Origin of the sequence: Nitrosopumilus sp. K4, assembly GCF_018128925.1 — an archaeon.
Lineage (GTDB): Archaea > Thermoproteota > Nitrososphaeria > Nitrososphaerales > Nitrosopumilaceae > HKST03.
In genome coordinates, this window is the sequence record NZ_CP067007.1 from 1314160 (window position 1) to 1340390 (window position 26231).

Annotated in this window: 28 protein-coding genes and 3 tRNA genes; 14 read left to right on the forward strand and 17 right to left on the reverse strand. The window is 34.5% G+C overall.

Annotated elements, in window-relative coordinates; translation table 11 throughout:
• The first annotated feature begins 22 nt into the window (after positions 1 to 22).
• Positions 23 to 403, forward strand: coding sequence for a response regulator (locus NsoK4_RS08000; RefSeq protein ID WP_211686865.1), 381 nt, complete (start codon positions 23 to 25; stop codon positions 401 to 403).
• Between the two features lie 151 nt (positions 404 to 554).
• Here NsoK4_RS08000 and NsoK4_RS08005 read toward each other — a convergent pair.
• A tRNA-Lys gene (locus NsoK4_RS08005) sits at positions 555 to 628 on the reverse strand.
• 60 nt (positions 629 to 688) lie between these two features.
• Positions 689 to 1291, reverse strand: a complete 603-nt coding sequence (locus NsoK4_RS08010) for an SRPBCC family protein (protein WP_211686868.1) — start codon at positions 1289 to 1291, stop codon at positions 689 to 691.
• A gap of 179 nt (positions 1292 to 1470) precedes the next feature.
• Here NsoK4_RS08010 and NsoK4_RS08015 point away from each other — a divergent pair, with 179 nt between their 5' ends.
• Complete coding sequence (locus NsoK4_RS08015; protein WP_249111045.1) at positions 1471 to 1911, forward strand: hypothetical protein; 441 nt, start codon at positions 1471 to 1473, stop codon at positions 1909 to 1911.
• Here the strand turns inward: NsoK4_RS08015 and NsoK4_RS08020 are convergent.
• Genes NsoK4_RS08020 through NsoK4_RS08045 form a run of 6 tightly spaced genes read right to left on the reverse strand, consistent with a single transcriptional unit; the run spans position 1901 to position 6268 of the window.
• Positions 1901 to 2344 carry a heme A synthase gene (locus NsoK4_RS08020; RefSeq protein ID WP_211686873.1) on the reverse strand — a complete coding sequence of 148 codons (444 nt, stop codon included), beginning with the start codon at positions 2342 to 2344 and terminating at the stop codon, positions 1901 to 1903. The two genes, NsoK4_RS08015 and NsoK4_RS08020, sit on opposite strands and share 11 nt — an antisense overlap.
• Before the next feature lie 2 nt (positions 2345 to 2346).
• On the reverse strand, positions 2347 to 3309 hold the full coding sequence (locus NsoK4_RS08025; protein WP_211686876.1) for a plastocyanin/azurin family copper-binding protein: 963 nt from the start codon (positions 3307 to 3309) through the stop codon (positions 2347 to 2349).
• A gap of 12 nt (positions 3310 to 3321) precedes the next feature.
• On the reverse strand, positions 3322 to 4848 hold the full coding sequence (locus NsoK4_RS08030; protein ID WP_211686879.1) for a cbb3-type cytochrome c oxidase subunit I: 1527 nt from the start codon (positions 4846 to 4848) through the stop codon (positions 3322 to 3324).
• Positions 4849 to 4891: 43 nt separating this feature from the next.
• Complete coding sequence (locus tag NsoK4_RS08035; RefSeq protein WP_211686882.1) at positions 4892 to 5323, reverse strand: cupredoxin domain-containing protein; 432 nt, start codon at positions 5321 to 5323, stop codon at positions 4892 to 4894.
• A 3-nt stretch (positions 5324 to 5326) separates the two neighbouring features.
• A complete protein-coding gene (locus NsoK4_RS08040; RefSeq protein ID WP_211686884.1) occupies positions 5327 to 5590 on the reverse strand; it encodes a heme transporter CcmC in 264 nt (87 codons plus the stop codon).
• 54 nt (positions 5591 to 5644) lie between these two features.
• On the reverse strand, positions 5645 to 6268 hold the full coding sequence (locus NsoK4_RS08045; protein ID WP_211686887.1) for a histidine phosphatase family protein: 624 nt from the start codon (positions 6266 to 6268) through the stop codon (positions 5645 to 5647).
• 51 nt (positions 6269 to 6319) lie between these two features.
• Between NsoK4_RS08045 and npdG the strand changes: the two genes are divergently transcribed.
• From npdG to NsoK4_RS08060, 3 genes are read left to right on the forward strand one after another with little or no spacing between them, the layout of a single operon-like run.
• Positions 6320 to 6991 (forward strand): NADPH-dependent F420 reductase, encoded by a 672-nt coding sequence (gene npdG, locus NsoK4_RS08050; RefSeq protein ID WP_211686889.1) that lies wholly within the window; start codon positions 6320 to 6322, stop codon positions 6989 to 6991.
• 18 nt (positions 6992 to 7009) lie between these two features.
• Positions 7010 to 7243, forward strand: a complete 234-nt coding sequence (locus NsoK4_RS08055) for a hypothetical protein (RefSeq protein WP_211686891.1) — start codon at positions 7010 to 7012, stop codon at positions 7241 to 7243.
• Positions 7227 to 7628, forward strand: coding sequence for a pyridoxamine 5'-phosphate oxidase family protein (locus NsoK4_RS08060; protein WP_211686894.1), 402 nt, complete (start codon positions 7227 to 7229; stop codon positions 7626 to 7628). The genes NsoK4_RS08055 and NsoK4_RS08060 overlap by 17 nt, the downstream gene beginning before the upstream one ends.
• Here the strand turns inward: NsoK4_RS08060 and NsoK4_RS08065 are convergent.
• Complete coding sequence (locus NsoK4_RS08065) at positions 7622 to 8797, reverse strand: aminotransferase class I/II-fold pyridoxal phosphate-dependent enzyme (RefSeq protein ID WP_211686897.1); 1176 nt, start codon at positions 8795 to 8797, stop codon at positions 7622 to 7624. The two genes, NsoK4_RS08060 and NsoK4_RS08065, sit on opposite strands and share 7 nt — an antisense overlap.
• Before the next feature lie 44 nt (positions 8798 to 8841).
• On the opposite strand from NsoK4_RS08065, the gene NsoK4_RS08070 reads away from it, so the two are divergent.
• Both NsoK4_RS08070 and NsoK4_RS08075 read left to right on the forward strand, forming a co-directional pair.
• A tRNA-Arg gene (locus NsoK4_RS08070) sits at positions 8842 to 8916 on the forward strand.
• Between the two features lie 42 nt (positions 8917 to 8958).
• On the forward strand, positions 8959 to 9450 hold the full coding sequence (locus NsoK4_RS08075; RefSeq protein ID WP_211686899.1) for a hypothetical protein: 492 nt from the start codon (positions 8959 to 8961) through the stop codon (positions 9448 to 9450).
• Here NsoK4_RS08075 and NsoK4_RS08080 read toward each other — a convergent pair.
• Positions 9414 to 10007, reverse strand: a complete 594-nt coding sequence (locus NsoK4_RS08080) for a hypothetical protein (RefSeq protein WP_211686902.1) — start codon at positions 10005 to 10007, stop codon at positions 9414 to 9416. The genes NsoK4_RS08075 and NsoK4_RS08080 overlap by 37 nt on opposite strands.
• A gap of 158 nt (positions 10008 to 10165) precedes the next feature.
• Between NsoK4_RS08080 and NsoK4_RS08085 the strand changes: the two genes are divergently transcribed.
• Positions 10166 to 11317 carry a site-specific integrase gene (locus NsoK4_RS08085; protein WP_211686905.1) on the forward strand — a complete coding sequence of 384 codons (1152 nt, stop codon included), beginning with the start codon at positions 10166 to 10168 and terminating at the stop codon, positions 11315 to 11317.
• A gap of 13 nt (positions 11318 to 11330) precedes the next feature.
• Here the strand turns inward: NsoK4_RS08085 and NsoK4_RS08090 are convergent, their stop codons facing one another.
• On the reverse strand, positions 11331 to 13421 hold the full coding sequence (locus tag NsoK4_RS08090; RefSeq protein WP_211686908.1) for an HYR domain-containing protein: 2091 nt from the start codon (positions 13419 to 13421) through the stop codon (positions 11331 to 11333).
• Between the two features lie 128 nt (positions 13422 to 13549).
• Between NsoK4_RS08090 and NsoK4_RS08095 the strand changes: the two genes are divergently transcribed.
• Both NsoK4_RS08095 and NsoK4_RS08100 read left to right on the forward strand, forming a co-directional pair.
• Positions 13550 to 14035: a hypothetical protein gene (locus NsoK4_RS08095; RefSeq protein ID WP_211686910.1), complete on the forward strand. Its 486-nt coding sequence runs from the start codon at positions 13550 to 13552 to the stop codon at positions 14033 to 14035.
• A gap of 142 nt (positions 14036 to 14177) precedes the next feature.
• Entirely contained in the window at positions 14178 to 14924 is a 747-nt protein-coding gene (locus NsoK4_RS08100) for a tyrosine-type recombinase/integrase (protein ID WP_211686913.1), read from the forward strand.
• 12 nt (positions 14925 to 14936) lie between these two features.
• Here NsoK4_RS08100 and NsoK4_RS08105 read toward each other — a convergent pair.
• The 6 genes from NsoK4_RS08105 to NsoK4_RS08130 form a co-directional block, all read right to left on the reverse strand.
• Positions 14937 to 15010, reverse strand: a tRNA-Gly gene (locus tag NsoK4_RS08105).
• A 43-nt stretch (positions 15011 to 15053) separates the two neighbouring features.
• Positions 15054 to 16379, reverse strand: coding sequence for a restriction endonuclease subunit S (locus tag NsoK4_RS08110; RefSeq protein WP_211686914.1), 1326 nt, complete (start codon positions 16377 to 16379; stop codon positions 15054 to 15056).
• Positions 16380 to 16382: 3 nt separating this feature from the next.
• Positions 16383 to 19868, reverse strand: a complete 3486-nt coding sequence (locus NsoK4_RS08115; RefSeq protein WP_211686916.1) for a type I restriction endonuclease subunit R — start codon at positions 19866 to 19868, stop codon at positions 16383 to 16385.
• A complete protein-coding gene (locus tag NsoK4_RS08120; RefSeq protein ID WP_211686919.1) occupies positions 19865 to 21160 on the reverse strand; it encodes a restriction endonuclease subunit S in 1296 nt (431 codons plus the stop codon). Before NsoK4_RS08120 ends, NsoK4_RS08115 begins: the two co-directional genes overlap by 4 nt.
• Positions 21157 to 23157, reverse strand: coding sequence for a type I restriction-modification system subunit M (locus NsoK4_RS08125; protein WP_211686922.1), 2001 nt, complete (start codon positions 23155 to 23157; stop codon positions 21157 to 21159). Before NsoK4_RS08125 ends, NsoK4_RS08120 begins: the two co-directional genes overlap by 4 nt.
• Before the next feature lie 179 nt (positions 23158 to 23336).
• Positions 23337 to 24089, reverse strand: a complete 753-nt coding sequence (locus NsoK4_RS08130; protein ID WP_211686925.1) for a DUF6293 family protein — start codon at positions 24087 to 24089, stop codon at positions 23337 to 23339.
• A gap of 132 nt (positions 24090 to 24221) precedes the next feature.
• Here NsoK4_RS08130 and NsoK4_RS08135 point away from each other — a divergent pair, with 132 nt between their 5' ends.
• From NsoK4_RS08135 to NsoK4_RS10150, 4 genes are read left to right on the forward strand one after another with little or no spacing between them, the layout of a single operon-like run.
• Entirely contained in the window at positions 24222 to 25388 is a 1167-nt protein-coding gene (locus NsoK4_RS08135) for a hypothetical protein (protein ID WP_211686928.1), read from the forward strand.
• Between the two features lie 53 nt (positions 25389 to 25441).
• Positions 25442 to 25879 (forward strand): hypothetical protein, encoded by a 438-nt coding sequence (locus NsoK4_RS08140; RefSeq protein ID WP_211686931.1) that lies wholly within the window; start codon positions 25442 to 25444, stop codon positions 25877 to 25879.
• On the forward strand, positions 25879 to 26091 hold the full coding sequence (locus tag NsoK4_RS08145) for a hypothetical protein (RefSeq protein ID WP_211686933.1): 213 nt from the start codon (positions 25879 to 25881) through the stop codon (positions 26089 to 26091). Before NsoK4_RS08140 ends, NsoK4_RS08145 begins: the two co-directional genes overlap by 1 nt.
• Positions 26078 to 26206, forward strand: a complete 129-nt coding sequence (locus NsoK4_RS10150) for a hypothetical protein (protein ID WP_256438674.1) — start codon at positions 26078 to 26080, stop codon at positions 26204 to 26206. Before NsoK4_RS08145 ends, NsoK4_RS10150 begins: the two co-directional genes overlap by 14 nt.
• The last annotated feature ends 25 nt before the right edge of the window (positions 26207 to 26231 follow it).

Sequence of the window (26231 nt, forward strand, 5' to 3'; positions counted from 1 at the left end):
AATAATAGGTTCATACTTTGATATGAACAAAACTATCTTAGTGGCTGAAGACGATATTGATTTACTAAAAATTTATGCTGAAATTTTAGAGTATAACGGATTTGATGTCAAAACTGCCACAGACGGAGAAGAGGCAGTATCAGCATATGAAGAGGTTTCTCCAGGATTGGTGATTTTAGATGGGGATATGCCTACTATGAATGGTTTTGAAGCATTTTCAACCATTATCAAAAAAGACAAAAATGCTAATGTGGTTATTGTTACCGGTTATTCTGATTTTGATAAAAAATGCAGTAATGCATTACAAAATGGATTAATTTCAGTGGTTTCAAAACCAATTGGGTTAGATAAGCTGTTAGAATTAGCTAGAAAATATTGTAATGAGTTTATTTTTGAGAAATAAAATTAGTTTTCAGAAAGATCTATAAGCTGAATTGAAACAAAAAAAGATATGACAAATAATTGGTGGAGTGGAATGCCAGAAGAAATTGAAAAAGATTTGGAAAGTTTGTCTGAATCAAACAATTAAGATAATTTTTAAAAATTTGAAAAAGCGGGTCTAGAGGGATTCGGACCCTCGACAGCAGGATTAAGAGTCCTGTGCGCTACCTGGCTGCGCCATAGACCCACTAAAAATAGAAATGCCTAGAGTTGTTATTAATCTTAAGATTTTAAAAGAAAGGAAAATTTAGTTGTGAGCTTTTGCTTCAATTTCACTGTACTTTTCTAGTATTGCTGTAAGTGCAGTTGAAACTGGTACATCATTCATCTTTTTCTTTTCGGCAAGAAGTTTTTGATATGCATCTAGTGTGATGTATACTGGAATTGAGCCATTTCCTTCAAGCAATCCTCTTACATTGAAAAGAGCGGTTTCCATACCTCTTTCAGCAGACTTTGCAAATTTTGCTTTATCCATGATTGCTCCTAATGGACCAAATGGCATTTCATAATCTACTGTCATGGTTACTCTGGTAAGATTATCACCAAGCGATTTGAATTCATTGGTAATTTGCCAGTGCTTGAATGGACCTTCAATTTGTTTGGCAGAAATTTTTTCATTTCTAACAAATTCAATTGTTTCACAATCCCATTCGAGACGTTTGCCGCTAAAGTCACCGATTATTCTAAATGTTGTTCCAACACCCATACCTTCTTTGATGTCCATTGGGACTACAGTCATTCCTACTGCATCAGTTTTGATTTGATCAGAAACATGTTCTGGTCTTGCAAAGTAGGTAAAAACATTCTCTACAGGTGTCTTAATATCGATTGATTTTGTTACGACGGTCAACGATTCAATGTCTTGCCAATAAGGATTTAAAGGTTTTGAAGATTTCTCGTTGTAAATTGATTAACACTATATTCTTCTAACAATAATGCAACAATGTGAAAAAATTGCGATCAGTCGTTTTTTTGGTTTTCCTGGTGTTTTCCACAATACCAATTTTCTCTGAGGCCTATGCTCATTCCATGTTTAATTCGGCTGAACAATTTCTAGGGGGGTACAGGGTCCAAGTTGCAACACTTCCTGAATTTCCACAGATAGGAGAAACATCACAGATTCTGTTTAGAGTTACAGATGAAAATTATGAGGAAGTTGACAGGTTTACCATGGGGGTCAGATTCTTCTATAATGACCAGCAGATTGATGCAATTCCACCAAAATCACATGAAGCTGGGCACTATGAAGTGGATTATGTATGGGAAAATTCAGGAAACCACATTGTTCGTGTAGATTTATACGATATGGGAGGAAATTCAGGAGTTTTGACTTATGCATTTAACATGAGTACTCAAAGTCCGTTTGGATACATTTTCATTATCGCAATTACTATAGGTGCACTTACTCTAGGTGTAGTAGTAGCATATATCTACATTCCAAAAATTCTTAAATCCAAAACTAAAGCTTAGCTTTTATCGGATTTTTTGCAATTCTAAATGCAAACAGCGTTGTCAGTAATACCATAGAGAACAACAATATTCCCACTCCAAGATGAATAGCAACCAGAACTGCATGAAGTTTTAGATCAATAACTAGAGCACCTAATGTAATTTGTGTGATTACTAGTGCAGAAGCTAAAGTGCTTGTAAATTTAATTTTTTTATCAGCTCTTTTGTTCAACCAACTTGCAATCATTGTAGCAGCTACTAAACTTGCAGTGGTTGCAGCAACAAGACGATGAATCCATTCAATAAGGTATTCATCACTTGGCATAATTCCATCTGGACATAAAGGCCATTCAGGACATGTTAATCCAAGTCCAGCTGCCGAAACATAACCTCCAACAAACATTAGAGAGTACAAAACGATAAGAGTTGCTAGTGCAAGATATTGAATTGCCAAGTTTATTCTACTATGAATGAGCCTTGCATTCCTTGTAATGCATGTCCTGGAACAGTACAGATGTAATAGTAAGTTCCTGGTGCACCTGCAGTAAAAGTAGTTTCTCCACTTTCACCAGGTTTTAACGGATTGGTTGCTGCTGCAATCTCTGATCCCCAAAGTACATTGTTAAAGTCTTCAGGATTGGAAACAATGCCAAATGAATGGAATGATTTTCCTTTGTTTGTAGCAGTAAATGTAATTTCATCACCAGAGTTTACTACAAAGTCAGGATTGTGTCCTTCTTCACCAGGTAATGCATTAAATGCCAATGTTCTAAAGTCTGAAGATTCCACGAAATCAACGCTAAAGTCATGATGTACTCCAGTTGGGGCTGCGGCTTTGGCAGTTGAACCACCGGATTTAGCAGGACCAACGATAATTTCACCTACCATTCCTTGTTCTCTGTGTCCTGGAACAGTACAGATGTAATAGTAAGTTCCCTCCTCACCTGGAATGAATTTTGACGTGCCACTTTCGCCTGGTTTTAGGGGACTTGATGCGCTTCCAATTTCAGAGCCCGAGATAATTCCAGAAAATCCTTCTTCTGCTTTGGTTACACCAAATGCATGGAATGATTTCCCATCATTAACCAAACTGAAATTAATTTCATCACCAACATTTACATTAATTGTTGGATTGCTTCCTTCGTCACCAGGTAATGCATTAAATGCCAATGTTCTAAAGTCTGAAGACTCTATAAATGATAATTCAACTGCATGATGAACTCCGGAAAATGCAGCTTGAACGTCATGTTCAGTAGTTTCACTCATCATTCCAACAACAGGTGCGGGAGAAGATGTCCAATAGTCCCACATGCTAAAGAAGATTGCACCGCCAACGATACAAATGCCTAGCATAATTGCCATCATTTTACCAGTTCTGGCAGTTGTTGTCCTGTAAATTGTTTCGTTATTTTGACTCATTTCTTTTATCTCCTAATGATGTGGGTTCTTTTGTTCGAACGGATAATAGTATTTGCCGCCAAGACCAAATGGGTCATCTGGATTGGCAGGCTTACCTTTTCCTGAACTGTAAATTATGTTACCCAAGAAGATTGCCATGCTGACACCAATAATCATTGCACCTATTGTTGCAATTTGGTTCATTGCAATCCATTCTGGGATTGGTGGATAATCAAAAATTCTTCTTGGCATGCCATACAGTCCAAGAACGTGTTGTGTAAAGAATACCAAGATGGTACCAATGAAAGACAATACAAAGTGTGTAACCCCTAATTTTTCGTTGTACATTCTTCCTGTTACATATGGGAACATGTAGTAAAGATAGCCAATTGAACCAAATGCGATTGTACCCATGACAAATAGGTGGAAGTGTCCAACTACCCAGTATGTGTCGTGAGTTGAAAAGTCCAAAGGCATGGCACTGTTTACAACACCACCTGCTCCTGCTGAGAAGAATAATGCAATTCCACCAACTGCCCACATCATTGGGGTTGCAAATCTAATTCTGCCATTCCACATTGTTGCAATGAAGTTAAAGACGTGCATTGCAGAGGCTGGAACTGCTGCTAATGTTCCTACCATGAATACTGTCTTTTCAGTAAAGGACATTCCTGTTGCATACATGTGATGAGCCCATGATGAAAAGCTGACAATAGATAACAAGACAAATGCAAAGACACCAGAACTGTGGCTGAAGATGGGTTTTCTTGAAAATCTTGGAATGATTTCATACATCATACCTATTGCGGGAATAACAAGTACGTATACTTCAGGATGGAAAGTAAACCAGAATAAGTGTGCATAAGCGATTGGGTCACCACCCATTGCAGGGTTGAAGAATCCTGTAACTCCAAGTCTGTCTGTAAGTAACATCAAAAGTGCTGCGGCAAATGTTGGAATTGCAACAAGTACAATTAATGATGAAGACAAGAATGACCATGCTAACAATGGCACCTGACCAATTGACATGTCAGGATGCTTACATTTTAGAATTGTGACAATGAAGTTAATTGCGCCAAGGACTGAAGAGATTCCCAGAATCTTTAGTCCGAAAATCCACATATCTGCAGCTGGACCTGGGGCGCTGATGATAGAATAGGGAGGAGTTGCATACCATGTAAAGTCTGCAAAGCCCAGCCAAATTAGTGCACCACCAGGAGGAATCATCCAAAATGCAATTGCATTAAGTTTTGGATATGCCATGTCTTTGTATCTAACCATAATTGGAACAAAGTAGTTACCAACAGCTGATGCAAATGGCAATAAGAATAAGAAGATGAGAGTAGTTCCGTGAACGGTAAACATTCTGTTAAAGGTCATTGCATCAGCGATGAATTGTGCTCCTGGCAAAAATAATTCGGCACGAATTGCAAGTGCAAGTGCACCACCTAAAAACAAGAATCCCAGTGACATGATAAGATAAAGCAATCCCACATCAGTGTGATGTGTTGAGAACATTATTTGCCAAATGGGTCGTGGTTTTTGTAATTCTAGAACCATTAGATAGTCTCCTCACTTGAAATTACAGATAAATGTCTTAGCATCAAGATGATGGCTCCTCCACAATTAGTTTTCCTCTCATGTTATAGTGAATCAAACCACAATATTCTCTGCATTGGATATCATGTTCGCCTGCTTTGTCAGGTGCAAACCAAACTGTGTTAACTCTGCCTGGAACTGCATCCATTAAAACAACATAATCATGAATATTAAAAGAGTGATTGACGTCTTTGGCAGTTACCTCAAACTTGTATGCTTTTCCAGCTTCTACATGTAACTCACCAATTTCTTTAGTTCCATCCTCATGTTCAAAAGTCCAGAACCATTGTTGTCCAGTTACTTTGATAACCTCAGCATCAGCAGGAACGTGCTCAACTAGTCTTTCAACGTTCCATGCTTCTCCACCAACCCAGCACAATAATGCAATTACGATTCCAATGTAGATCCATTCAGGCCAGTTAGAGTGTCCACCCATTTTCTACCATACTCCTTCCTTTTCATATGGTGTTGGAGTAGCTTTTGGATGCGATTCTCTGAATCTCCAAACCAACCAAATCATGGTACCAGAAACTACTGCACCAACAGTAAATGCAACAGTCATCATTCTAAAGAATAAATTCCAAATCAAAACACGTCGATCTACATATTCGCCTGGTTCATCACCTGCAGCTAAAGCATAATCAGCTACTGGAATGATTACTAAAATTGCAAATACTAAGAACAGACCGACCATACTCTTCATTAGCGTGACTGACGTGACCTTTGATTTCTATTTAAGGGTTTTCAAGATTATTAGCTACCAATCCTGATCGAATCTGGATGGATGCATTACGTTAAGTCCAGATACTGAGAACATACGTTGGTATTCTCTAAATATATTCAAAGATGCATTTGCTATAATCAGCTCATATAGATTCTTTGGAGACAGATCAACTATTGTTGCAAGCATTGCCTTGATAGGATCCATATGGGTTACAAGGACCACATTTTCATCAGGATGATTTTCTAGAACATCATCTACAATTCCCAATACACGTTTTTTGACCTGATCAAAAGTTTCTACGCCATTATGTGCAATTTCTAGTTCACCGTTATAGAATTTCATGAACACGTTTCCATGACTTGAAAAAATTTCATCATAAGGCATTCCAGTAAATTTTCCCATGTCCAACTCAATTAATCGCTCGTCAATTCTAACATCAACTGAATTATGTTTTCCAACTATTTCTGCAGTGTTTTTTGCTCTTTCAATAGGACTTGAATAAATTGCCGAAATGTTCATGTGTTCTAAAAATTCAGCTGCCTTTTGGGCCTGATCTACTCCTTTGTCTGTCAAAGGGATTCCAGGGGTTCTACCTGCAAGAATTCTTTCAGTATTATTTTTTGCCTGTCCATGTCTAAGAAATATTATTGATCCCAACTATACCGCATCTCAAATAGAGATAATAATAACATTATCAGAACAAAGTACATGAAAGTAGGAATTATTGGTGGAACAGGAGGAATGGGGAAAGGTTTTGCTCTTAGATGGTCTCTTAATCACGATGTCATTGTAGGTTCCAGAGATGCTGCAAGAGCATCATCATCAGCAACGGAATACACAAATCTTGCAAAAGAAGCATTTGGAGAAATTAAAGGAAGCATTACTGGGAATGATAACATTTCTGTCGCAAAAGAAAGTGACGTTTTGGTTTTGTCAATCCCATATGAAAATATCGATACAGTATGTTCAGAGATATTGCCTCAAACAAAAGATAGTTGTGTTGTAATATCACCAATAGTTCCAATGACCAAGACAGATGTTGGTTTTGAATTTATTCCAATTAAAGAGAATAAACCATTTTCATATCAGTTAGTATCAAAGTATGTCAAGGACAAATCAAAATTAGTTTCAGCGTTTCATGTGATTTCTGAAAAGAAACTTGTTAACCCAACACTAGAATTGGATTATGACATCTTTGTATGTGGCGATGATAAAGAATCAGTAGGTGTGGTGAATAGCTTGATTAATGAAATAAAGGGACTAAGACCAATTTACTTGGGGCCCGGAGAGTTATCATACATGGCTGAAATTGCAACACCACTCTTGCTAAATGCAATGATTAGAAACAAGATAAAAAATCCAGGAATCAAAATTATCTAAGCATAATTTTGTAAAGTTATGAGTCACGAATACTATCGACGTGGTAGAAATTGGTATACTGCAATTGGTGCTCTTTTTCTTATTAGTGCAGGAATTGTTATTGTCAGACAGCTGTTAATTTGGGGACCAGAGTTTATGATGGATTTTTTGGTAAATTCTGAAATAACAAATGAAAAAGTTTCAGTTGCAATGATAGGATTCGGGGTTTTTATGATAGCATTAGGTTTTAGAAAACATGAACAGCCGAGATAAATTTCTCAGAGAACAAAAAGTTTTACGGCTTGCAACCATAGGCAAGAACAAGACTCCTCATATTGTTCCTGTTTGGTACATGTATAGCTCAAAAAAAATCTACATAGGAACAAACACAAAAACTCAAAAAGCAAAAAATGTACAAAAGAATAAACGGGTTAGTTTTTGCATAGATGTCGGAGTCAATGCACCAAATATCTATGGTGTAATGGGACAAGGAAATGCAAGTTTGATTTTAGAGAACTCCAAAGTAAAAAGAATTGGAAAAAAAATTCTTCTCAGATATTTTGATACCATAGAAAATAAATCAGCAAAAGAATTACTTGATGATACTGACTGTATTATTGAGATAATTCCTGAAAAATGGTCTATTTGGAATTATTGACTTACGAACTCTTCAATCTTAGTCATTGCTGAATCAAGTGTTTCCAAACTTGGAAGATAAACTAGTCTAAAATGTCCACTACCATATTTTTCACCAAATCCAGAACCATGAACAGTTAGAACTCCTTTCGATTCCAAGAGTTTTGTAACAAATTCTTTGTCAGTTCCAAATCGATTGTCTTCAATTTTTGGAAATGCGTAAAAAGATCCCTTTGGGTTTGGACAAGAAAGTCCAGGTATTTCGTTTAGTCTTTTGATGACCAAGTCTCTACGTTGTTTTATTTCAGAAACAAATTTTGAGATGTAATCTTGAGATCCACGTAATGATTCAAGTGCAGCATGTTGTACTGGCAGGTTAGTAGCAATTCTAACCCGAGCAAGTTTAGGAAGGTTTTCTCGTAAATCATCTAGTTTAGAAGATTGATTAAATGCAATGTATCCAATTCTCCATCCAGACATTAAATGAACTTTAGAAAAACCATTTAGGACAATTACTGGAGAATCACCAGCAACTTTGCCAATTCCTGTAAATTTTTCATCAAAGATAATTTGATCGTAGATTTCATCACAAATAATGTAGAGGTTGCTCTCATTTGCAATGTTTACAAGTTCCCTAAGTGAATTCTCATTAAATACAACCCCAGTAGGATTGTTTGGGCTGATTAAACAAATTGCAACAGTTTTTGAAGTAATCTTTTTTCGTATGTCTTCAATATCAGGAGTTGAATTTTCCAAGTCCACTGCAAATTCAACAGGCAGTCCTCCATGCAGTCTTACATAAGAAGCATATGGCGGATAGTAAGGACCCGGTAACAGAACCTCATCTCCTTCTTCAACAATTGAAGAAATTACCATATCAAGTCCTTCAGAAACACCATTTGTAACTAAGATATCATCAGAGTCAATTGATAGTCCCTTCACATTTTCCTTTTTTGCAATTTCATTACGTAATTCAGCCAGTCCTTCTGATGTAGAATAATAGTTTTCGCCCCTGTTGATTGCATCGATCAAAGCTTGTTTTACATTATCAGGTGGTTGAAATCCAAATTGCACAGGATCACCAATGTTAAGATAGTCAACCTTCATTCCTTTTTGTTGAACTTTTCTTGCAGTTAGAACAATGTCTCTAATTGCATATTCAACACCTGCAACTTTTTTTGACACTTTCATTGTATCTAGACAGATTTTTAGGCCTGTTAAATTCTTACTTGTTTGGACTCGTAGCACAGTCTGGATAGTGCGGGCGGCTTCGAACCGCCAGGTCGAGGGATCGAAGCCCTCCGAGCCCTTTAGATTATCTTATTAAGCAAAAAATTTTCAAGAGAAATGAATTGAAGGTTTCATTGTTCAAGATTGGAATTATGCTAAGCATTGTGGGAATTAGTTGGATTTCAATGGTTTTTCTACAAGGAGATAGAATTTCGGAAGAATTTCTTTTAGAATCATCAAATTCTCACAAAATAGATATGAGTTTTGCAGGAGAAGACATAGGATATTACAAAGTATTCATGCCTAATTTTTCTGGAGATGAAGTGTTTGTGCAAGTATTGGATACTGTGGGTAATGTAATTTCTGAACAATCAGTTCATACAAAAATGTCAGTAGCATATTTTGATTATGAAAAAACTGGAAAATATTCTGTGAAGATTGTAAATGTATCAAAAAATCCAATTAATATTCAAGTCGAATTTGGAGATACTAATTCTAAGGAAATGATTCCTGCGGGAATCATAATACTAGTAGGTTCAATAATGATAATTTTGGCGTCATATATGAAATTAAAAAATTATAAAATTGCACAACCTGATGAGAATATTTCGTAGACCGGAATACATTGAATAACATGTCCTAAAATCAATGCAAGATTGAAGGCAAGCCAAGTTGTAAAGAAGATAAATGAAATAATGGAAAATGGCAATAAGAGTTTGAGTTTAGTATGTTCTCTATTTTTTATAATAAGTAATCCACCTAGTGATGCTAAAACAAGACCGAATTCAAGAGGTTGATGAGACCAAGAAATCAATCCATCAATTCCAAATATATCATGTGATAAAGAATCTCCAAATCCTGAAATGAGTTGAATACCAGATCCAATTATTACAAGTTTGATACCAGTATTTAATGAGCCTCTGACAGATTTTCTTATCAGTAATATGATTCCTAGAATTGCCGCACAAGAGACAAGAGATACACCAAAGTAAACTGTAATGTGTTGTGTTGTCCAGAAGAATTCAGGTTCTCTTAAAAGATGAGAAATGGCATCCCAAAAACCACCAGAAACTGTAATGACAGGACCTAAAACAGCCAAAATAGAAGTAAATGAGATCAGTGTAGTACTTTTTGCAAAAGTTGAATTTGAAAGCCTAGAAATTAGTTTCATTTCATTTTACCTATCTTAAAGTGATATTTGAAATATTGTAAATTTACTAATTAGAAAAATTGAACTTTGAGACTAATTTTATCAATTAACTAAGTCCACGTTATACGTATAAGATAACCACTTGGGATTTTTAACAGTAGCCATACCTAGATACTTCAGTGAACGAAAGCAACAAACAGGCAGAAGCAAACAGGGCATTGCAGAATTTTCTTGATGCAGTATATTCCACATCTCACAGCTATTCGTCTGTTCACGGTTATGGCACAGCAATCAAAGGAAAAAAGAATGGCTTTAGAAAATTCCTAGACGAATGCTACAGCATAAACGAGATCCAGTTAAGAGACAAGATAGGCAATAACGAAATTGACGTATACAATGTTCTCAGCGATTATGTAATATTTCTGTCAAAGTCGGAAGTATATCCAAGAACCGTCAAGCAATGGTTTTCAGCAGTAAAGAGCTATCTCACATACATTGGAATTGAGATATACAATGAGAAATGCAAGCAGAGAGTACGACTGCCAAAGATTCACAAGATCAGAAAAGAGCCGCTTACAAGGGAGCTGATAGTGAGAGCTCTCAACGTATTGCCGTTCAAGCTTAGAATAGTATTCTATGTTGCAATTGCAAGCGGCATGAGAATAGGCGAGATTGCAGAATTGCGTTTGTCTGACATTGACTTTGGCAACAGCCCTACAAGAATTTTCATCCGTGCTGAAACAACAAAGACAAGAGAGGATCGTGAAACATTCCTTACAGCAGAAGCTACAAATGCATTAAAGGATTATCTTAATCGTTATTTTTCATGGAAAGAAAACGACACCAATGTAGATTTGCAAAACGTGAAAATTTTTGGAAGGACATCATTAGCTAGAAGAAAAATAATGCCAAAAAAAGATGAACAGCGCGGGTCTGTTGATATTTTAGAGCAATCACTAAACAATTACCTGAAAAACATACCACATCTCAACATGAAGATGCGAAACGGCAAGAGACTAATTCACTATCATGCACTAAGAGAATTTTTCTATACTACAGTCAGCAATATTGCAGGATCAAATTTTGCTCATGCACTAATGGGACATCACAGTTATCTTGACACATATTATTCCCTTCCAGAAAAAGAAAAGATCAAAATGTATCAAAAATGCGAGCCACACCTTACAATGTCAGACTTTGCAAAAATAGAAGAAGAGATTGAAAAAACAAAAGAAAAACAAGTAGAGATTGAAGAGACATATGTCAAGCTTGCAAAGTTTCTAAAAGAAAAAGATCCATCATTTGAAAGGTTCTTAGAGTTGATTACATAAACAAAATTTCTATCTAAGATTTTTCTGTTATGATAAATTCAAAAAATCCCAAGCTTGATTTTTTGTAAGCAAAACTTACTTCCAGAGAGTCATTTGATAGAACCTCCTTTCTTTCTCCTCCGCCGACATCATTTCCCGACACCATTACATTCTCTATCCAGTTTGAAGGGGTTTCAGATATACCTAAAGTATTCAGCTCATCTTCAAATGTCTCTGCAATGGCTTTGACTATAGATTCGGATTTTGTTGTAGGGACTGCACCGTTTTCGTTGGACAGAAAGACTTTCAGCTGAAAAATGTTGTCAAATTCTGAAGGGTGCCATAGGGCATCAGATTTTCCGTAATAGATTGACATGTCACCAATCCATCCATCCTCATCGTGAACTATTTTGTATACTTGGAATTGGTTTCCATTTGTAGATTTGTCTGCATCGAATTTAATTAGAAATTGAGTGGAACGTCCAATTTGACTCAGATTTTTTAGAATGTCTTCCTTTGACGAATCAAAATCAAATTGAATATCTATAGTCTCACCTTTTGCCACATTGATTATTCCATTAGATACCAAATACTCGATTCCTTTAACAAAATCCTCGTCGGTGATCTGTCCTTCAGACCACCAGCATGCATTATTTTTTATCCATGGAGGAATTGATTGCGAGTCCGAGTTGGCAGAAGTTGTTGCGGTGATTAGAATTATTTCGTTATCAATAAGATACTGGATTCCCTCAATAAATGACGCATTATCGATTTTATCGTCACACCAGAATTCTGCAATGTTCTTTATCCAGTTTGGTACTGTTATTCCAGGTGGATTTACGGTAACAGTAAATGAGACCTGAGCAGCTCTATTGCTTGCAGAATCTGTAGCATCACATACTACAACATGGCTTCCAATTGGAAAAATCGATCCTGAGACAGGATTACAGTAAGGAATGACTAGCTCATCTACATCATCAATGGCTAACACATCAAATGAAACACGTGCCCCATTTTGAGTTTCGGCATTTGTTGTGATATCAGTGGGCTGCAGTATTTTTGGAGGTGTGTAATCGTCTTTTGTAGGAAATGTAAAATCATCAATGTATTCAAAAGTAGTAGTTGCAGTTCTTGACTGAGTTCCGTACTGCACAACTATTGTATATTTTCCTGACTCCATAGATTCGTCACCTAATTCAACAGATGTAGAAAATGCTTTGTCTCTGTTTACTCGTAGTTGATCTATTACAAAAATTTCTCCTGTTGGATGTGTGATGATAAGGGAGACTGCTTCTCCACCAAGAATATCTTTTACTTTACCAGTAACATAAAGAATTTCACCGTCACTGTATGTTTGCTTGTTTGTTTCTACTTCTATTACAGGAACTGTACTTAAACTCTGAGATGTTTCAGATAAGAGATGTGTTCCAATTATTTCAATTTCTTCGCTTCCTGCTCTAAACGGAATTGTGATGGTTCTGATCTCAGAAGTCGAAGTTTCGTCATAATCCTTGGTGTCACCATCAACCAATACAAAAAACTTGGAATCGTTATTCTGATACTTAGAATCAATTAATGTTCGGGGTAGATGTAATGTGACATAACCTTCGTTAAATGTATCAATACTAACTATCAGAGATATTGCATCCATATCAGGTGTAACATAGAAAACTTTTCCGCCGGAGATTTCGTACCTTACAGATTCTTTGAAGCCTGAGACGCTTATTGTGCTTGCATCTGCATCCCCTGTTGCAGTAGATGAACCGCTGTAGTAGAACGTAGTCTTTGCAGAACGTGATTGGTTTCCATAATCAACGTTAATCGTGTATGTTCCCTCTGCTCTCATAAGTGAGCCACCTGCAGTTAACTCGGTTCGATATTCATTGTAATTATCAACGGGAATAGCTGTGACAGTTACAATATTTCCATTAGGTGCAGTCATTACAAGATTGACTGCCTCGCCAGAAATCTTGCTACTCACCTCGCCAGAAACAAAGATTGTTTCGCCATGAGAGTACGATGTTTTGTCCGTTCTAACAGTTATTGGATCGATGACCTGCGCATGTGAATCACCTATGAAAAAACCAAGAAGTAAGATTAATGAGAATAAAAATAAGAATTTCATAACAAATTCAGAATTATCTAACTATTAATCATATTTGCTGAGGGCAAGAACGGAGTTACGGTTCAAATCTGTATGATTTGGTCGTCACTATGGGTATGATTAGGATCATTTTTTAGAAATCAAGAAAAATGTCATTAGGCTTGGTTAATGTAAATCCAGAAACAAAGCGTCATGAAGAAGAGGTAGAAGAATTTCTATCAAAATTAGAATTTACAAAGATTATGTCTAATGAAAGAATTCTGGACGGCAAGTTGGAGATTGGAGAAATAGATTCTCTTTTTGAGTATAAAGATTATTTATTCATAATTGAGGTAAGCACAAAAAAGAGATTAGACAATCAGAAAAAGAATTTCTTTTTTTCAAAATGGTCTGACGGATATAATCTTAGAAAACTCAGAAAAAAGTATAATCTTACAGCAAAGAAAACATTCAGAATTTATTTTGACAAAGTCACAAGCACTCCAGAAAATCATGCAGGACTAGATCACATTACAAAAAGAAGAAAAGGAAACAAGATAGTTTATGCTGACAAATATGCGGGATTTTTAAAAGAATTAAAGAAAAATGTTTCATCGGCTAGAAAGAACTTTTTAGAATGGATAGAGCAATCTTAGATTTTGTACGAGCCAGATTGGCTCAAAATATAATATGTTAATCATGAAAACAAAATTTTGATTTAGGGTTGATATTGTTCAAGGTAATGTAAAAAATCACAGACCAGTTAGTAAATAATTCAAAAATACAAAAATTCAAGAAATGACATTAACAAGAAAACAAATTCTTCATATTCTTTGTAATGCAGATCTTAAACTAAAAATTGCAATTTTGTTAGCATCAAGTGCAGGTCTAAGAATTAGTGAATTAATTCAATTGAGATATAGTGACATAGATTTTGATTCTAAACCAACAAAAATTTTGATTCGAGCTACATCAAAAAAGAAAAGAGCACGTCAGGTATTCATTACAGAAGAAACAACTATTCACTTACAAGATTATCTGAAAAAGAACTTTGGATGGCATAAAAATAGCCTTAATTTGGATATTTCAAGCATCTATATTTTTGGAAGAACATCTGTGACAAATGGTGGAAACGTACATAGATTCAATCCAGATTCAGCCAAACAATCACTTCAAATGTTACTGAAAAATCATGTCAAAAATATTTCAGAACAAATAGATCAAAACAAAAATGAACAAAATACTATTCGTTTTTATGAATTTAGAAAGTTTTTCAGTTCTACGGTAGAAAATGTTTGTGGTAGAAATTATGCTGAAGCATTAATGGGCAATAGAGACTACATGGATACTCACTATCAACTATCTGATGAAGACAAATATCAAAAGTATTTTTCAGTAGAACCATACTTAACCATTTTAGATTTTGATAAAATTGAAGAAAATTATAATGATTTATCTCAAAGATACAAAGAAATTGAAAAATCAATAATTGGGTTAAAGCAATATTTGGTTAGTAACAGTATTCTATTAGAATCATTAAAATAAAATATTTTGAAATGCAGTCAGCGGGATTCGAACCCGCGTCACAGGGTTGGAAACCCCGAATACTAACCAGGCTATACTATGACTGCAACACAATCAAACTTTTATTCTTACATAAATATGGTTTTTTTATTATCGTAAATCTATTTTTCCTGTAGTTGCCGATGAAATTAATGAATTACGGAATTCTCTAAGTTTTTCAATTTTATGATTACATTTAGAAATAATTTTGTTTATTTTTGAAATTTCGTTTTCTACAAAACTAACAATGTTTTTTTGTTCATTAAGAGGAGGTATAGGAATAAAGAGTTTGGACAAAATTTCCAAATTGATTATATCCATAGTTCCACCACGGCTAGATTCTTCAAGCTGTGAATAACATGAAGAAGACTTCAGATACTCAACCAAAAATTTTGGGAAGCAAATCTTCGGATTTGGTGTTAATTTTATCAAACGAGGATTGATTATTCCCTTTTCAATATTTTCTGGGACCAGAGCAATTTTACCAAATGTTCCAACACAACTTATTAACACATCATTTGGAAAAACTTGAAATCTCTTCATAGTTTGAAATTTTTCTTTTGGAATATAGTAATCTCCGATTGAAAAATTTGCTGGGATTACTTGTTCTTGTCCATATACTCTATATCCATTTTTAGAATATTCTTCTTTTTTTAATGATGAACCAAAAGGTCCTGAGATCATCTCTAATACTACATGTTTCAGTTGTTTAATATGATATTTTTTTGGAATTAATCCAATGGCTTTAACTTTCGAATCCTTCATTAGAACTGAAGGTTCTAATCCTTTTGTAACTGCTTGATTTACTACTATCTTTGCTTTTTCTTTAAGAAGATTAGCCATTTTTTGATATTTTTCTGAATAAGAATCAATTTTTGATGTTTCAATTTCTAAAAACTTTACAACATTATTTTGTTCACCAGATGAGGGAAAAGGGATTCTTGTGTTAGCCAATGTCAGGTTTGGTAGATTTGATATAGTAACTCTAGCAGTAATTGCTTCAAACCATTTTGAATTTTTTATAGATTCTAAAACATACATCAGAAATTTTGTATTTTGATTGTTTTTTGGACGAACGATATGAACGTGATTCTGTGTAATACAATCCATTTCAATTTTCTCTAAAACAGCTGAACGTCCTCCTTCTCCACCTTCACAAACTAACAGATCTCCATTCTTTACACCGTATTTTCTTATCTCATTTTTATTTGCCCACATTGTTGGCAAATTATTCAAATCAATTTTTTCCCACAGGACATTACTTGTGGTGATATATTTTACAGGAATTTCATCTTCATTTTCTACGCTACTTTGAAGGGTCTTTCCACTTCTAATATCAAAATCATATTTAATCTTCTTTATTTCCCAATTCTCAGGAACCTTTCCAATCCATTCTACTCCTGAATCTTTCATTTTTGGGTATGATTTTAGTCTCAAAAGCTAGTACCTCCTTGACAATTGCTCACGTTTTTCCTTAATTTTATCCCAATTTTGCAAAATGTCAATGGATTCGGAACTATTCCACCATTCATCAAAGGGAACTTGAGAGGTAGTTTTTCTAATTTCACTATATTGGCCAAGATTTACTGTAGTAGGTGATGGAACATTATATGTTACATTTTCTGCAATCATAAATCTATCATGCATCTGTCTATGCAAGTCTTTAGTCATTATCACCTGCATCTCACAAGAAATTCCTTTTTCCTTTAATTCATTTTGGAATTTAGAGAATTCGTTATACAGTCTATCATTAATTCCATTCTGATAAACACTTGTTAGAATTTTAACATGTTTTACATTATCCATATCAAGTCCGTGCATTAAAAATTCCAATCCTTCATAATTGAAGTATCTGTCAACCCAATGCAGATGTCCTCTACAACTTGAGATTGTCTGTCTAAATCGTAATCTGTTTTCTACAGGATTGGCAGGAGTGATTGGAGGAATATGATTTTCTTGAATTCGTTCATAGTATGCGTCCACTGCTTTTTGTACTATTGCAGAATGATATTCTTCATCTTCCCAAATTCTTGATACTAGTCCCTTATATTTTTCCGCAGTTTGTCTACTTCCAATAATTTTGTCAAATTCCTCTTTGAATGCTCTGGCTAGATCATTTTTATCATTGAATTTTGATTTAGCAATCTCTTTGAGTGAGGAATTTTTCATCAGTTCTGACATCCACTGATCAATAGTCATTACTTCAGCATCGCTAAGATCAAATCCTTTTCCAAACTGATCATTCATTGCGCGAATAATATCAGATAAGGATGTTAGAATCTCAGGTTTTTTACCAGATGGGATTTTTCCTGAAGAAACAAGATTTCTCTTTCCAGAGTCAGGAGAAATATTTCCTTCATGAATCTTTTCGAGCCTAAATCTCTGAAGCGAAATGTCTCCTTGTACTGCTCCAAGTTGCAATGTATCCCCTGATAATAGTTTTTTAGCCACAAGAAATTTGATTAATGCATACAATTTCTCAAGATTGACATCCTTGTATTTTACAAGTCTAGTTAAAAATGCATATTCGCTATGATATTTGTGCAAGTTTGATCTAAATTCATCTTGAATCTTTTCATCACTTTTGTTGTATCTGTCAAGTAGTGGTTCAATCCGTCTAAAAATTTCAGGGTGATCAGTTGAATGTGTTTCAGGATCAAACCAAATGTCTGCAAAATCATCAAGATCTTTTTGTGTGATAATTTTAAACTCCATAATATGAGAAAACAATTCAATAATGAAATTTGGTTTTACTTTGTCAATTAATGATGTTCCTTCATAAAATACCTTAAAGGAATCTTGAATTGATTGTGCTTCATTAACAAAATCAATTACTCTAGTTTCTTCCTTTAATGGATGATATCTGTTAAGACGAGACAATGTCTGAACAGCCTTTATTCCTTTGAGTTGCTTGTCTACATACATTGTATGCAATAATGGCTGATCATATCCTGTTTGATATTTTTCTGCAACAATTAGAATATTATATTCAGGAGTATCAAATAATTCTCTTAGCTGTTCATCTGTACTTGTGTGATTTAGCGAGTATTCAGTATGAAAATTTCCTTCTTCATCTTTGATAGAGCCAGAAAATGCAACAAGTGTCTTTACGCCTTTGATCTCTTTTTCTTTGATTAGTCTGTCTAAGATTCGTTTGTACTTGAATGCTGCAAGTCTGGCAGGAGTTACAATCATTGCTTTTGCTAGCCCGCCTATTGCAGGCTTGACATTTTGTTGAAAGTCCGCTAGAATTACTTCACTTTTTGCTTCTTCTGCCATCTCGTGAGAATTTACCCATCGAAGAATTGCAGCTGTTGCTCTTTTTCCTTCAACTATTTTTTCTCCAGTTGAAGTTTTTACCAGATTAAAATATTGATTGTATGTCGTATAGTTTTGCAATACATCTAAGATGAATCCCTCCTCAATTGCCTGCCTCATTGTGTATTCATGATGAGGATCATATGGGATTCCATCCCCCCTCCTGCTGGGCTCAGAAATCTCTTTTCCAAAGAGCCTAAGGGTCTTTTCTTTAGGGGTTGCAGTAAAGGCATAGTAGCTGAGATTCTCAATTGAGCGAAATTCCTCTATTTTTTCAACCAACCCTTTTTTGGATTCTTCTTGCTGCGCCTCTTTTTTGATTTCCTCAGGCATTTTTGCTGAAAGCACATCAACAACTGATTTTGCTTCATCTCCTGCTTGAGAAGAGTGTGCCTCATCAATAATTACTGCAAATTTTTTCCCCTTTATTTCTCCAATTTTTTTTAGTGTTTGGGGGAATTTTTGCTGAGTCGTGATTAGAATTTTGTTTGCAGTTTGTAAATTATCAATTAATGCAGGTGTGTTTTCCATTTTTTCAACTACACCTTCAGTTTTTTTGAATTGTTCTATTGTCTTTGCAAGTTGATTTACAACCCCTACTCTGTCAGACAAAACAATTACAGAATTAAAAATTGCCTCATCATCATTATCATGTAATGAAAATAATTTGTATGCAAGCCATGCAATTGTATTACTTTTTCCACTTCCAGTGGAGTGTTGAATTAGATAGTTATCTCCTGCACCATTATCTTTGGTTTCATTTTCCAGTAGATTTACCGCATCTAATTGATGATATCTTGGGAAGATGAGTTTTTCTTTTGGTTTTTCCGGATACTTTTGTGGAATAATTTGTATTGCAATGTATCTTCCAATAATGTCAAGCCATTGATCTTTTTGTAGTATTTTTTCCCAGAGATAACTAGTTCTCATTCCAGAGGGGTTTGGAGGGTTTCCCTTTCCGCCATTGTATCCTTTGTTAAATGGCAGGAATTCAGTTTTTGTTCCCTCTAGTTTTGTAGTCATGTGAATTTCAAATGGATCTACTGCAAAGTGAACCATTGCTCTTTTTTTAAACGCAAATAGAATCTCTTGTGGATCCCTGTCTTGTTGATATTGAGTTATCGCGTCAAGATAGCCATTTTTGTAGTCTTTGAGTTCTGCTGTTGCTACGGGTAATCCGTTTAGGAAAAATCCCAAATCAATTGACTTTTCATTTTTTGTAGAATAGTGAAATTGTCTTTTTACTGAGAGAATGTTTTTCTCATAGAGGCGTTGCAGTTCTGGATTTCTACCCGAAACAGGCTTGAAATAGGCACAATCTAGTCTGATGTCAGATAGTACAAATCCGTTTCTTAGAACATGTATCATGGATTCAGAATCTAATGTCTTTTCTACACTACGAAGAATCTCATCTCGAGTATTTTCTCCATGAATCTCTTTGAGTTTATTGAAATTATCTTGTTGTGAGTTTTCAATGAATCGAATTAAAATCTCATAGTCTATGCCAAGTTTTCTGTCATAGTTTTCTGTAGATTTTTCATAACCAGATTCTAGAAGAAAGTTTTCAATTGTATCTTCAAATTGTTTTTCTGTGACTTGAGTTGTCACGCAATCGCCTCCCGTACATCAATTTTACCAGTAACAGCAGATGTGATCAGTGCTTGTCTGAATTCTTGTATCTTTTCTATTTGAGATTCTGTTTTTGAGATTAATGAATCAATTTTAGAGGTTTCTTTTTCTAAAAATCTTGCAATTTCATTTTGTTCTTCTTTGGGAGGTACTGGTAAAACCATATTACCAATAAAACTCCATTCAGCCCTTGGCATTTTTGCTCCATAAGTTGATGCATCAATATTCTTTATTGTTCCATCAGATAACAACAATAAAGAAAGAAATTTTGATTCGTAATCTATTCCTTTGAATACTAAAAACTCACTAGAACATCTTCCTGCAAATTCTGCATTCCATACTTTAGCAAGATATGGTCTCAGTTTTCCTAATAAAACATCCTTTTCTTCAAACAATTTAGAATCAGATTCATTCATTTCATTATTTACATCAATCAATTTTCCATTTTTTGATGTAATATTTTCTAGTCCAATATAAGGTCGTGAATTAGAATCTCTTGATTTGTCTGAACGTAAGAAAATTGAAAATTTGAGTCTTTTTTCATTCCATCCTTTAGGTATCTCACCAATCCAATCCACACACGAATCCTTCATAGGAACAGTAGGATCTAGTCCTTTTGTTACAGTCTGATTGATGGTACTCTGCCTCTTTTCTTTGAGCAATTCAACCAGTCTTTGGTTTTTTTGGATGTCCGAATCAATTTTTGTAGTTTTTTTGTCTAGAAAATTTGCAATTTGTTTTTGTTCTTCTAGTGTTTTTGGCAATACAAATTGAAAGTTATTGAATGATTCTTGATATAGATGATGAATTGTTGAGCCTGTTTTTATCCAATTAATGAATTCTAAAAATATGCTTGACTGTAACATCCAAAAAATAAATTCTGACAAATATGTATCTTTTAATGGTCTGATTACCATTACTCCAGTGTTTAATGTAGTGGGTGCAGGAATTTGTTCTACTTTTGCAACTTTTCCAATTGTTCCATCTTTTGTAATCAAAATATCTTTTTCTCTTAATTGTATGTGGGGATCTTGATCATATCTCCATTGATCAACATGATGACATGTATTCCAATTAATTTTTCCATTTTCAAAATCTGTTCCAGTTACTAACAAGGGACCTTTATCAGTAAATTCATCGGAACGTAATCCCTGCCAACCAATTCTTCCTTTAACATATGATGTAAACTTTATTTTTGTTATATCCCAATGTTCAGGTATTTCTCCAATCCATTCCACACCAGAATCTTTCATCTTTGGATAAATTTTCATTCATTCATCAACTCCTCCAGGCCTTCAGAGATTTCTTTTTGTAATTTTCTTATGTCAGCATTGATTTCTTCTAGTGGTCTTAGGGGGGTGTACTTGTAGAATTGACGTGTAAATGGAATCTCATATCCAATTTTGTCTCTAGTTGATTCATCTATCCATGCATCTGGAACATATTTTTTGACCTCTTCTTCAAAATATTCATCAATGTCTTTTCCCAATGGAATATTTTCATAATCTCTTAGCTCAGAATCGGCTACAGGGTGAGGATCATCTTGTTTTTCATAGTATGGCTCTGCCGTCTCATCTCGTTCAGATAATGCATTTTCTATTGTCTTTAATAGTGGAGATGGGAGTTTCACTTCTTTTTGTGTGAAAACTTCTTTGACTTTATCTGAGAATTCAGTATAATTTTTGAAAGTTTTAGTTGGAATGCTAGCAAGACATTCTAGAACCTGTCCTTTTGATGGAATTTTCTTGAGTGGTTTTTCAGGTAATTTTTCAAAGTTTTTCTCTTGTTTTAGATTCTCAATTCTTTCCTCATTTACAACAAAATTTCTCTTTAATGGACGCTCTACTGTAATTCGGGTATATCCAAAGTATTCGTTATCATAAATCTTTGAGAATTCTCCTTCCTCAAAGTCCTTGAATATCTTTGTAATTTTTGAAATCTGACCATTCTTTTCTTCTTCTATCTCATTTCTTTTCATACCAAGACTGCTTTTCATTTTAGAGTAAAATTCAGGACCAACTGCATTAATCAATTGGACCTTTCCTTTACGATGTTCAGGCTTGTTATTAGTTACAATCCATAGATATGTGAAAATTCCAGTGTTGTAAAATAATTGGTCTGGCATTGCAATTACTGCTTCTAGCATATCATTTTCAATAATCCATTTTCTGATGTTGCTTTCACCAGATCCTGCTTCTCCAGTAAATAACGGAGACCCGTTTAGAACAATTGCAATTCTTGCACCACCATTTTCTTTTGGTTTCATTTTTGAAATCATGTGCATCAAAAATAGCAAAGAACCATCGCTTTTTCTTGGAAGTCCTGCACCATACTTTCCATCAAATCCCTTTTCTTGTTCAGCAAAAATCTTTGTAGAATATTTTCCCCAATCTACACCAAATGGAGGATTAGATAACATATAGTGAAATTTATCGTCTGGGAATCCATCTTGATCAGTCAGGCTGTTTCCAATCTTAATGTTCTCTAAGTTCAATTCCTTAATCATCATATCTGATTTACAAATTGCATATGCAAATGGCAAAAGTTCCTGCCCAAACAATTCTACTTTTAATTTTGAATTAACATCATCATGAAGATGGTTTTTTGCCATTGCAAGCATGCCGCCTGTTCCTGCAGCTGGATCATAAATCGAGACAGAACCGCCCCCTTCTTTGAGTTTTTCTTCATCTTCTGAAAAAATTAGATTTACCATTAATTGAATAACTTCTCTTGGTGTAAAGTGCTCACCTGCCTCTTCATTTGTTGCCTCACTTGTTTTTCTAATTAGTTCCTCATAGATTCTGCCCATTACTTCATGAGTGACAGATTCTTTGTCAAGAGGGGCTTTTGCAAAATGCTGAACAATATTGTATAATTGACCTTGCTTATGTAATTCATCAATGGTATTGTTAAATTTGAAATTCTCAAAAACTTCCTTCACCTCTTTTGAAAATCCCCGCATGTACTCTTTCATATTTTTATGAATATCATCTGGTTCTTCGAGGAGTTGCTCTAGATCAAATTTGCTTTTGTTATGGAATTCATAACCAGTAACATCATTTAGGATTTTTTCTAACAGTTTTTCATCTGTTCCTTTGTGTTTTTCTAATTCTTCAAGAACTTCTTTTTTTGTTGGCTCTAAGAGTCTCCCGAGTCTTCTCAGGACAATAAATGGTAAAATAATTCGCCCATAGTCAATTCTCTTAAAATCTCCTCTGAGGATCTCTTTTGCGTTCCATGCCAATGATACAATTTCATTCCATTCCATTTTCTCACTCGTACTACTATCATTTAGGGTATCAAAATAACTATTACTTTCATAATTCTGATCGGAAATTTGCCTATTTTTCTTGTTGCTTTTGATTTTATTTTGTTTTTTCATACATAATATACTGAATCCTAACTCTTATCCCTAAATTTGTATAATACAAATAAAATTTGTATAGTCTACAATATGCTGCCTAGCAGATCAGAGAATTCTGCATAGTATTCTCCTGAGGGGGTAAGCTGAATAGTATTTTTTTTGTTATCCACTAATGATTTTCCCGTCATTTTGTTTTTTGAGGGTTTTTCCCATCCACGAGTAACTGTAATGAGATCATTTGTTTGAAGTTTTGCCAAATGATATTCAATTCTTTGGTTTTTCTTTACTCGAGTATCTTTTCTTACCTCTTCTAATAACATAGAATATGTGCATTTTCCTAATTTCTTAATTTTTTCTAAAACAATCTTTGTAATCTTTGATGTATTTCCTTTGTCATCTTTTTCAGGAATTACAGGCATTGGGAGTTCTTTTACCAATTCTTCACCTCTATGCTTTGATGCTTCCATTACATAGTATACCCTAGTTCCCGCAAGATATGCAGCTACAGTTGCTGCTGAAACCATCAATTTTGTCCCACCTGTGATATTTATGGCAAAATCCTTCTTACTCAGGTTAGCGTTGGCCTTTTTTTCTTTATAGATAATATTTAGAAGTGAATGGATAATTTTGTCCATATCAAATGCATCAACTTTTTCTAAAATTGTTGGTATTTTGTATTGTTCTTCAATTTTCTTTTTGAGTTTCTTTGCCTCTTTTTCAAAATCATAGTTTGATTCTTTTTTTGTATGAATAATGTATAATTTTTCAGGAAGTGATTTTTTCAATCCTTCTTCAACAACAACTGGTGTCAATCCAAGTGTAGCTAATTGAATCATTTCCTACAAATTTTATTTGTATAATCCAATTATTTACATATTTTTGTTATATGTGTAAGAAAATATGAAAAATGGAAGTTAAGGAATATCTTAAATGTTCTCGGATAAAGACAATGATAGGAGGTTCATACTATGGAAGATGATGAAAAGTGGGAAGAGGCTCAAGAAGCCGAAGAAGATCTCTTTGAAGAAGATCTAAAAAAAGAAGAGGAAGATAAACGTGCCTGGGAAGAATTTCAGCAAAAACAATTTGAAGATGCTGCAGAAGAATATTTTCATGACAAAGAAATTGAAAATCTGACTGAATCATATGAAGAAGAGTCAGAGGAAAGTCTTGATTTAGATACGGAACAAGAATACAAAGCAGATACAATTGAGAACCTCCTTACAGAATTAAAGGAGACAAATTATGATCATTTTTCAACAGAATTAGATGAATTATCAAAAACAATTAAAGAAAAATATCTTGAAGAACTTACAAAACCTCCAAAAATAATCGAAAAAGAAAATGAGATTGATCTTGATTATGAGGCATATAATTTTGCAAGAACATCAGCAATTCTTTCTTTGCAATTTTCATGGGTAAAAATAGAATCAAAATTCAAGTCATTACTTGAAAAACTAAAAGAAACAAATTTTTCAAAAGATAAGGAAATTAAAGAATTGGAATTAGTTCTTGACAAATTTAAAAAAACATGTGTAATGGAAATTATTGATTCTAAGAAAACACTAAATCAAGATGACAGTCAATTTGATGAAACTGAGAAGTTTGATGACATTATTACCAAATTAGATAAAATCTATGCATCATTCTTTGATGTGTTCTTAGTACCAATTACCAATTGGCAATATACCAGAGAAAAAGCGTTCAAATCAGCTCCAAAAACTATGAAATTTCGTGCATATAATATTGATCTACGACAGAAAAAAGAACAGGCATTAAAAAACAAAGACGAGAACTACTCTACAGATTATTCCACATGCAATTATGATACTCAATTTCATTTAGGTGACGATGGACCTACAATCCGTGGTTTTTTGTTTCAAGGGTATTGGAGAGTTGAAACGATGTTAAAAGAACTACGTAATCATACTGAGCATTGGAAAAAGGGAGAAAGCAAGGCATATCTTAGCAACAAATTAAAACGAATTTCAGAAGATCCAATCTCCAACATAGAATCTCCTGGAAATTTTCTTATTTTGATTAGTGTCTTGATGTTAGTTAGTTATCATTTCATAGACATAATGCAAACCTGGATTGACACAGATACTATTCTAAAGCAAAGATTATACAAATAATATTTGTATAATACAAATTATAACATAAGCATCTAAACCTGATAACTATAGGTATGAAACAACAACTTTCATACCAAATGGGTGGCGGCCATAACGCTGAATCTTATGATTCCTTTGAGAAGTTCGTCTTCTCTGATATTGACGAGAATATCGTCTACCACAAATCTACCATAGATGAACTCTATGACAGAGTAATGGCATCACTTGGAAATTCCTACAAGGGAGCAAACAAGTATGTCTATGGAAATATCTTACAGGCAATCAAAGCGATTGTAAACTGCAAGAAAAACCATCTGAAATCTCCCGTAAGAGGGCAGGCTATTGCTTTCTTACATCAGGAGATGCAGTTCTCACCTTCTACAATACAAAGGATTCTTCTTTTGTTTGATGTAGAAATGGGAACATCTGAAATCCTAAAGCAGTCAGACAGGGTCTTTGCAGACAAGCCTGCTCCTGCTTGGATTAAGAGATTCTTTGGAGGTGTGAACTAGTGTCAGAACACATGAGTAACTCATTGCAACGAAGATACCGAATTACTGAACTCGAATACGATATTCGAAGAATGGAAGTAGATTTGGATTGTTGCAGGGATCAAGCAAAACTCATTGAAGAAGCAATAAATGAGAAACAACGACATCTCGATAGACTTCAGCACAGACTCAGACCATCAAGAGTCATGGAGGAAGATCATGACACAAACTGATTGTCCTAAATGCGGCAGTCTGAAAATTAGTTATTTTTTAAAATCTGACTCTAAAAATCTAGTTCAGTTCAAAGCATGTGATGACTGTAATTATGAATGGGAATGGAAAGACTAAACAAATTTCTATTTTGGTTTTTGGT

Bases quoted from the DNA above. Each gene is read 5' to 3' on its own strand.
- NsoK4_RS08025 (WP_211686876.1), bottom strand. From the start codon at position 3,309: ATGAGTCAAAATAACGAAACAATTTACAGGACAACAACTGCCAGAACT.
- NsoK4_RS08065 (WP_211686897.1), bottom strand. From the start codon at position 8,797: ATGAAAGTGTCAAAAAAAGTTGCAGGTGTTGAATATGCAATTAGAGAC.
- NsoK4_RS08080 (WP_211686902.1), bottom strand. From the start codon at position 10,007: ATGAAACTAATTTCTAGGCTTTCAAATTCAACTTTTGCAAAAAGTACT.
- NsoK4_RS08130 (WP_211686925.1), bottom strand. From the start codon at position 24,089: ATGATTCAATTAGCTACACTTGGATTGACACCAGTTGTTGTTGAAGAA.
- NsoK4_RS08090 (WP_211686908.1), bottom strand. From the start codon at position 13,421: ATGAAATTCTTATTTTTATTCTCATTAATCTTACTTCTTGGTTTTTTC.
- NsoK4_RS08055 (WP_211686891.1), top strand. From the start codon at position 7,010: ATGAGTCACGAATACTATCGACGTGGTAGAAATTGGTATACTGCAATT.
- NsoK4_RS08015 (WP_249111045.1), top strand. From the start codon at position 1,471: ATGTTTAATTCGGCTGAACAATTTCTAGGGGGGTACAGGGTCCAAGTT.
- NsoK4_RS08125 (WP_211686922.1), bottom strand. From the start codon at position 23,157: ATGGAATGGAATGAAATTGTATCATTGGCATGGAACGCAAAAGAGATC.
- NsoK4_RS08040 (WP_211686884.1), bottom strand. From the start codon at position 5,590: ATGAAGAGTATGGTCGGTCTGTTCTTAGTATTTGCAATTTTAGTAATC.
- NsoK4_RS08140 (WP_211686931.1), top strand. From the start codon at position 25,442: ATGAAACAACAACTTTCATACCAAATGGGTGGCGGCCATAACGCTGAA.
- NsoK4_RS08060 (WP_211686894.1), top strand. From the start codon at position 7,227: ATGAACAGCCGAGATAAATTTCTCAGAGAACAAAAAGTTTTACGGCTT.
- NsoK4_RS08000 (WP_211686865.1), top strand. From the start codon at position 23: ATGAACAAAACTATCTTAGTGGCTGAAGACGATATTGATTTACTAAAA.
- NsoK4_RS08120 (WP_211686919.1), bottom strand. From the start codon at position 21,160: ATGAAAATTTATCCAAAGATGAAAGATTCTGGTGTGGAATGGATTGGA.
- NsoK4_RS08135 (WP_211686928.1), top strand. From the start codon at position 24,222: ATGGAAGATGATGAAAAGTGGGAAGAGGCTCAAGAAGCCGAAGAAGAT.
- NsoK4_RS08030 (WP_211686879.1), bottom strand. From the start codon at position 4,848: ATGGTTCTAGAATTACAAAAACCACGACCCATTTGGCAAATAATGTTC.
- NsoK4_RS08100 (WP_211686913.1), top strand. From the start codon at position 14,178: ATGACATTAACAAGAAAACAAATTCTTCATATTCTTTGTAATGCAGAT.
- NsoK4_RS08035 (WP_211686882.1), bottom strand. From the start codon at position 5,323: ATGGGTGGACACTCTAACTGGCCTGAATGGATCTACATTGGAATCGTA.
- NsoK4_RS08095 (WP_211686910.1), top strand. From the start codon at position 13,550: ATGTCATTAGGCTTGGTTAATGTAAATCCAGAAACAAAGCGTCATGAA.
- npdG (WP_211686889.1), top strand. From the start codon at position 6,320: ATGAAAGTAGGAATTATTGGTGGAACAGGAGGAATGGGGAAAGGTTTT.
- NsoK4_RS10150 (WP_256438674.1), top strand. From the start codon at position 26,078: ATGACACAAACTGATTGTCCTAAATGCGGCAGTCTGAAAATTAGTTAT.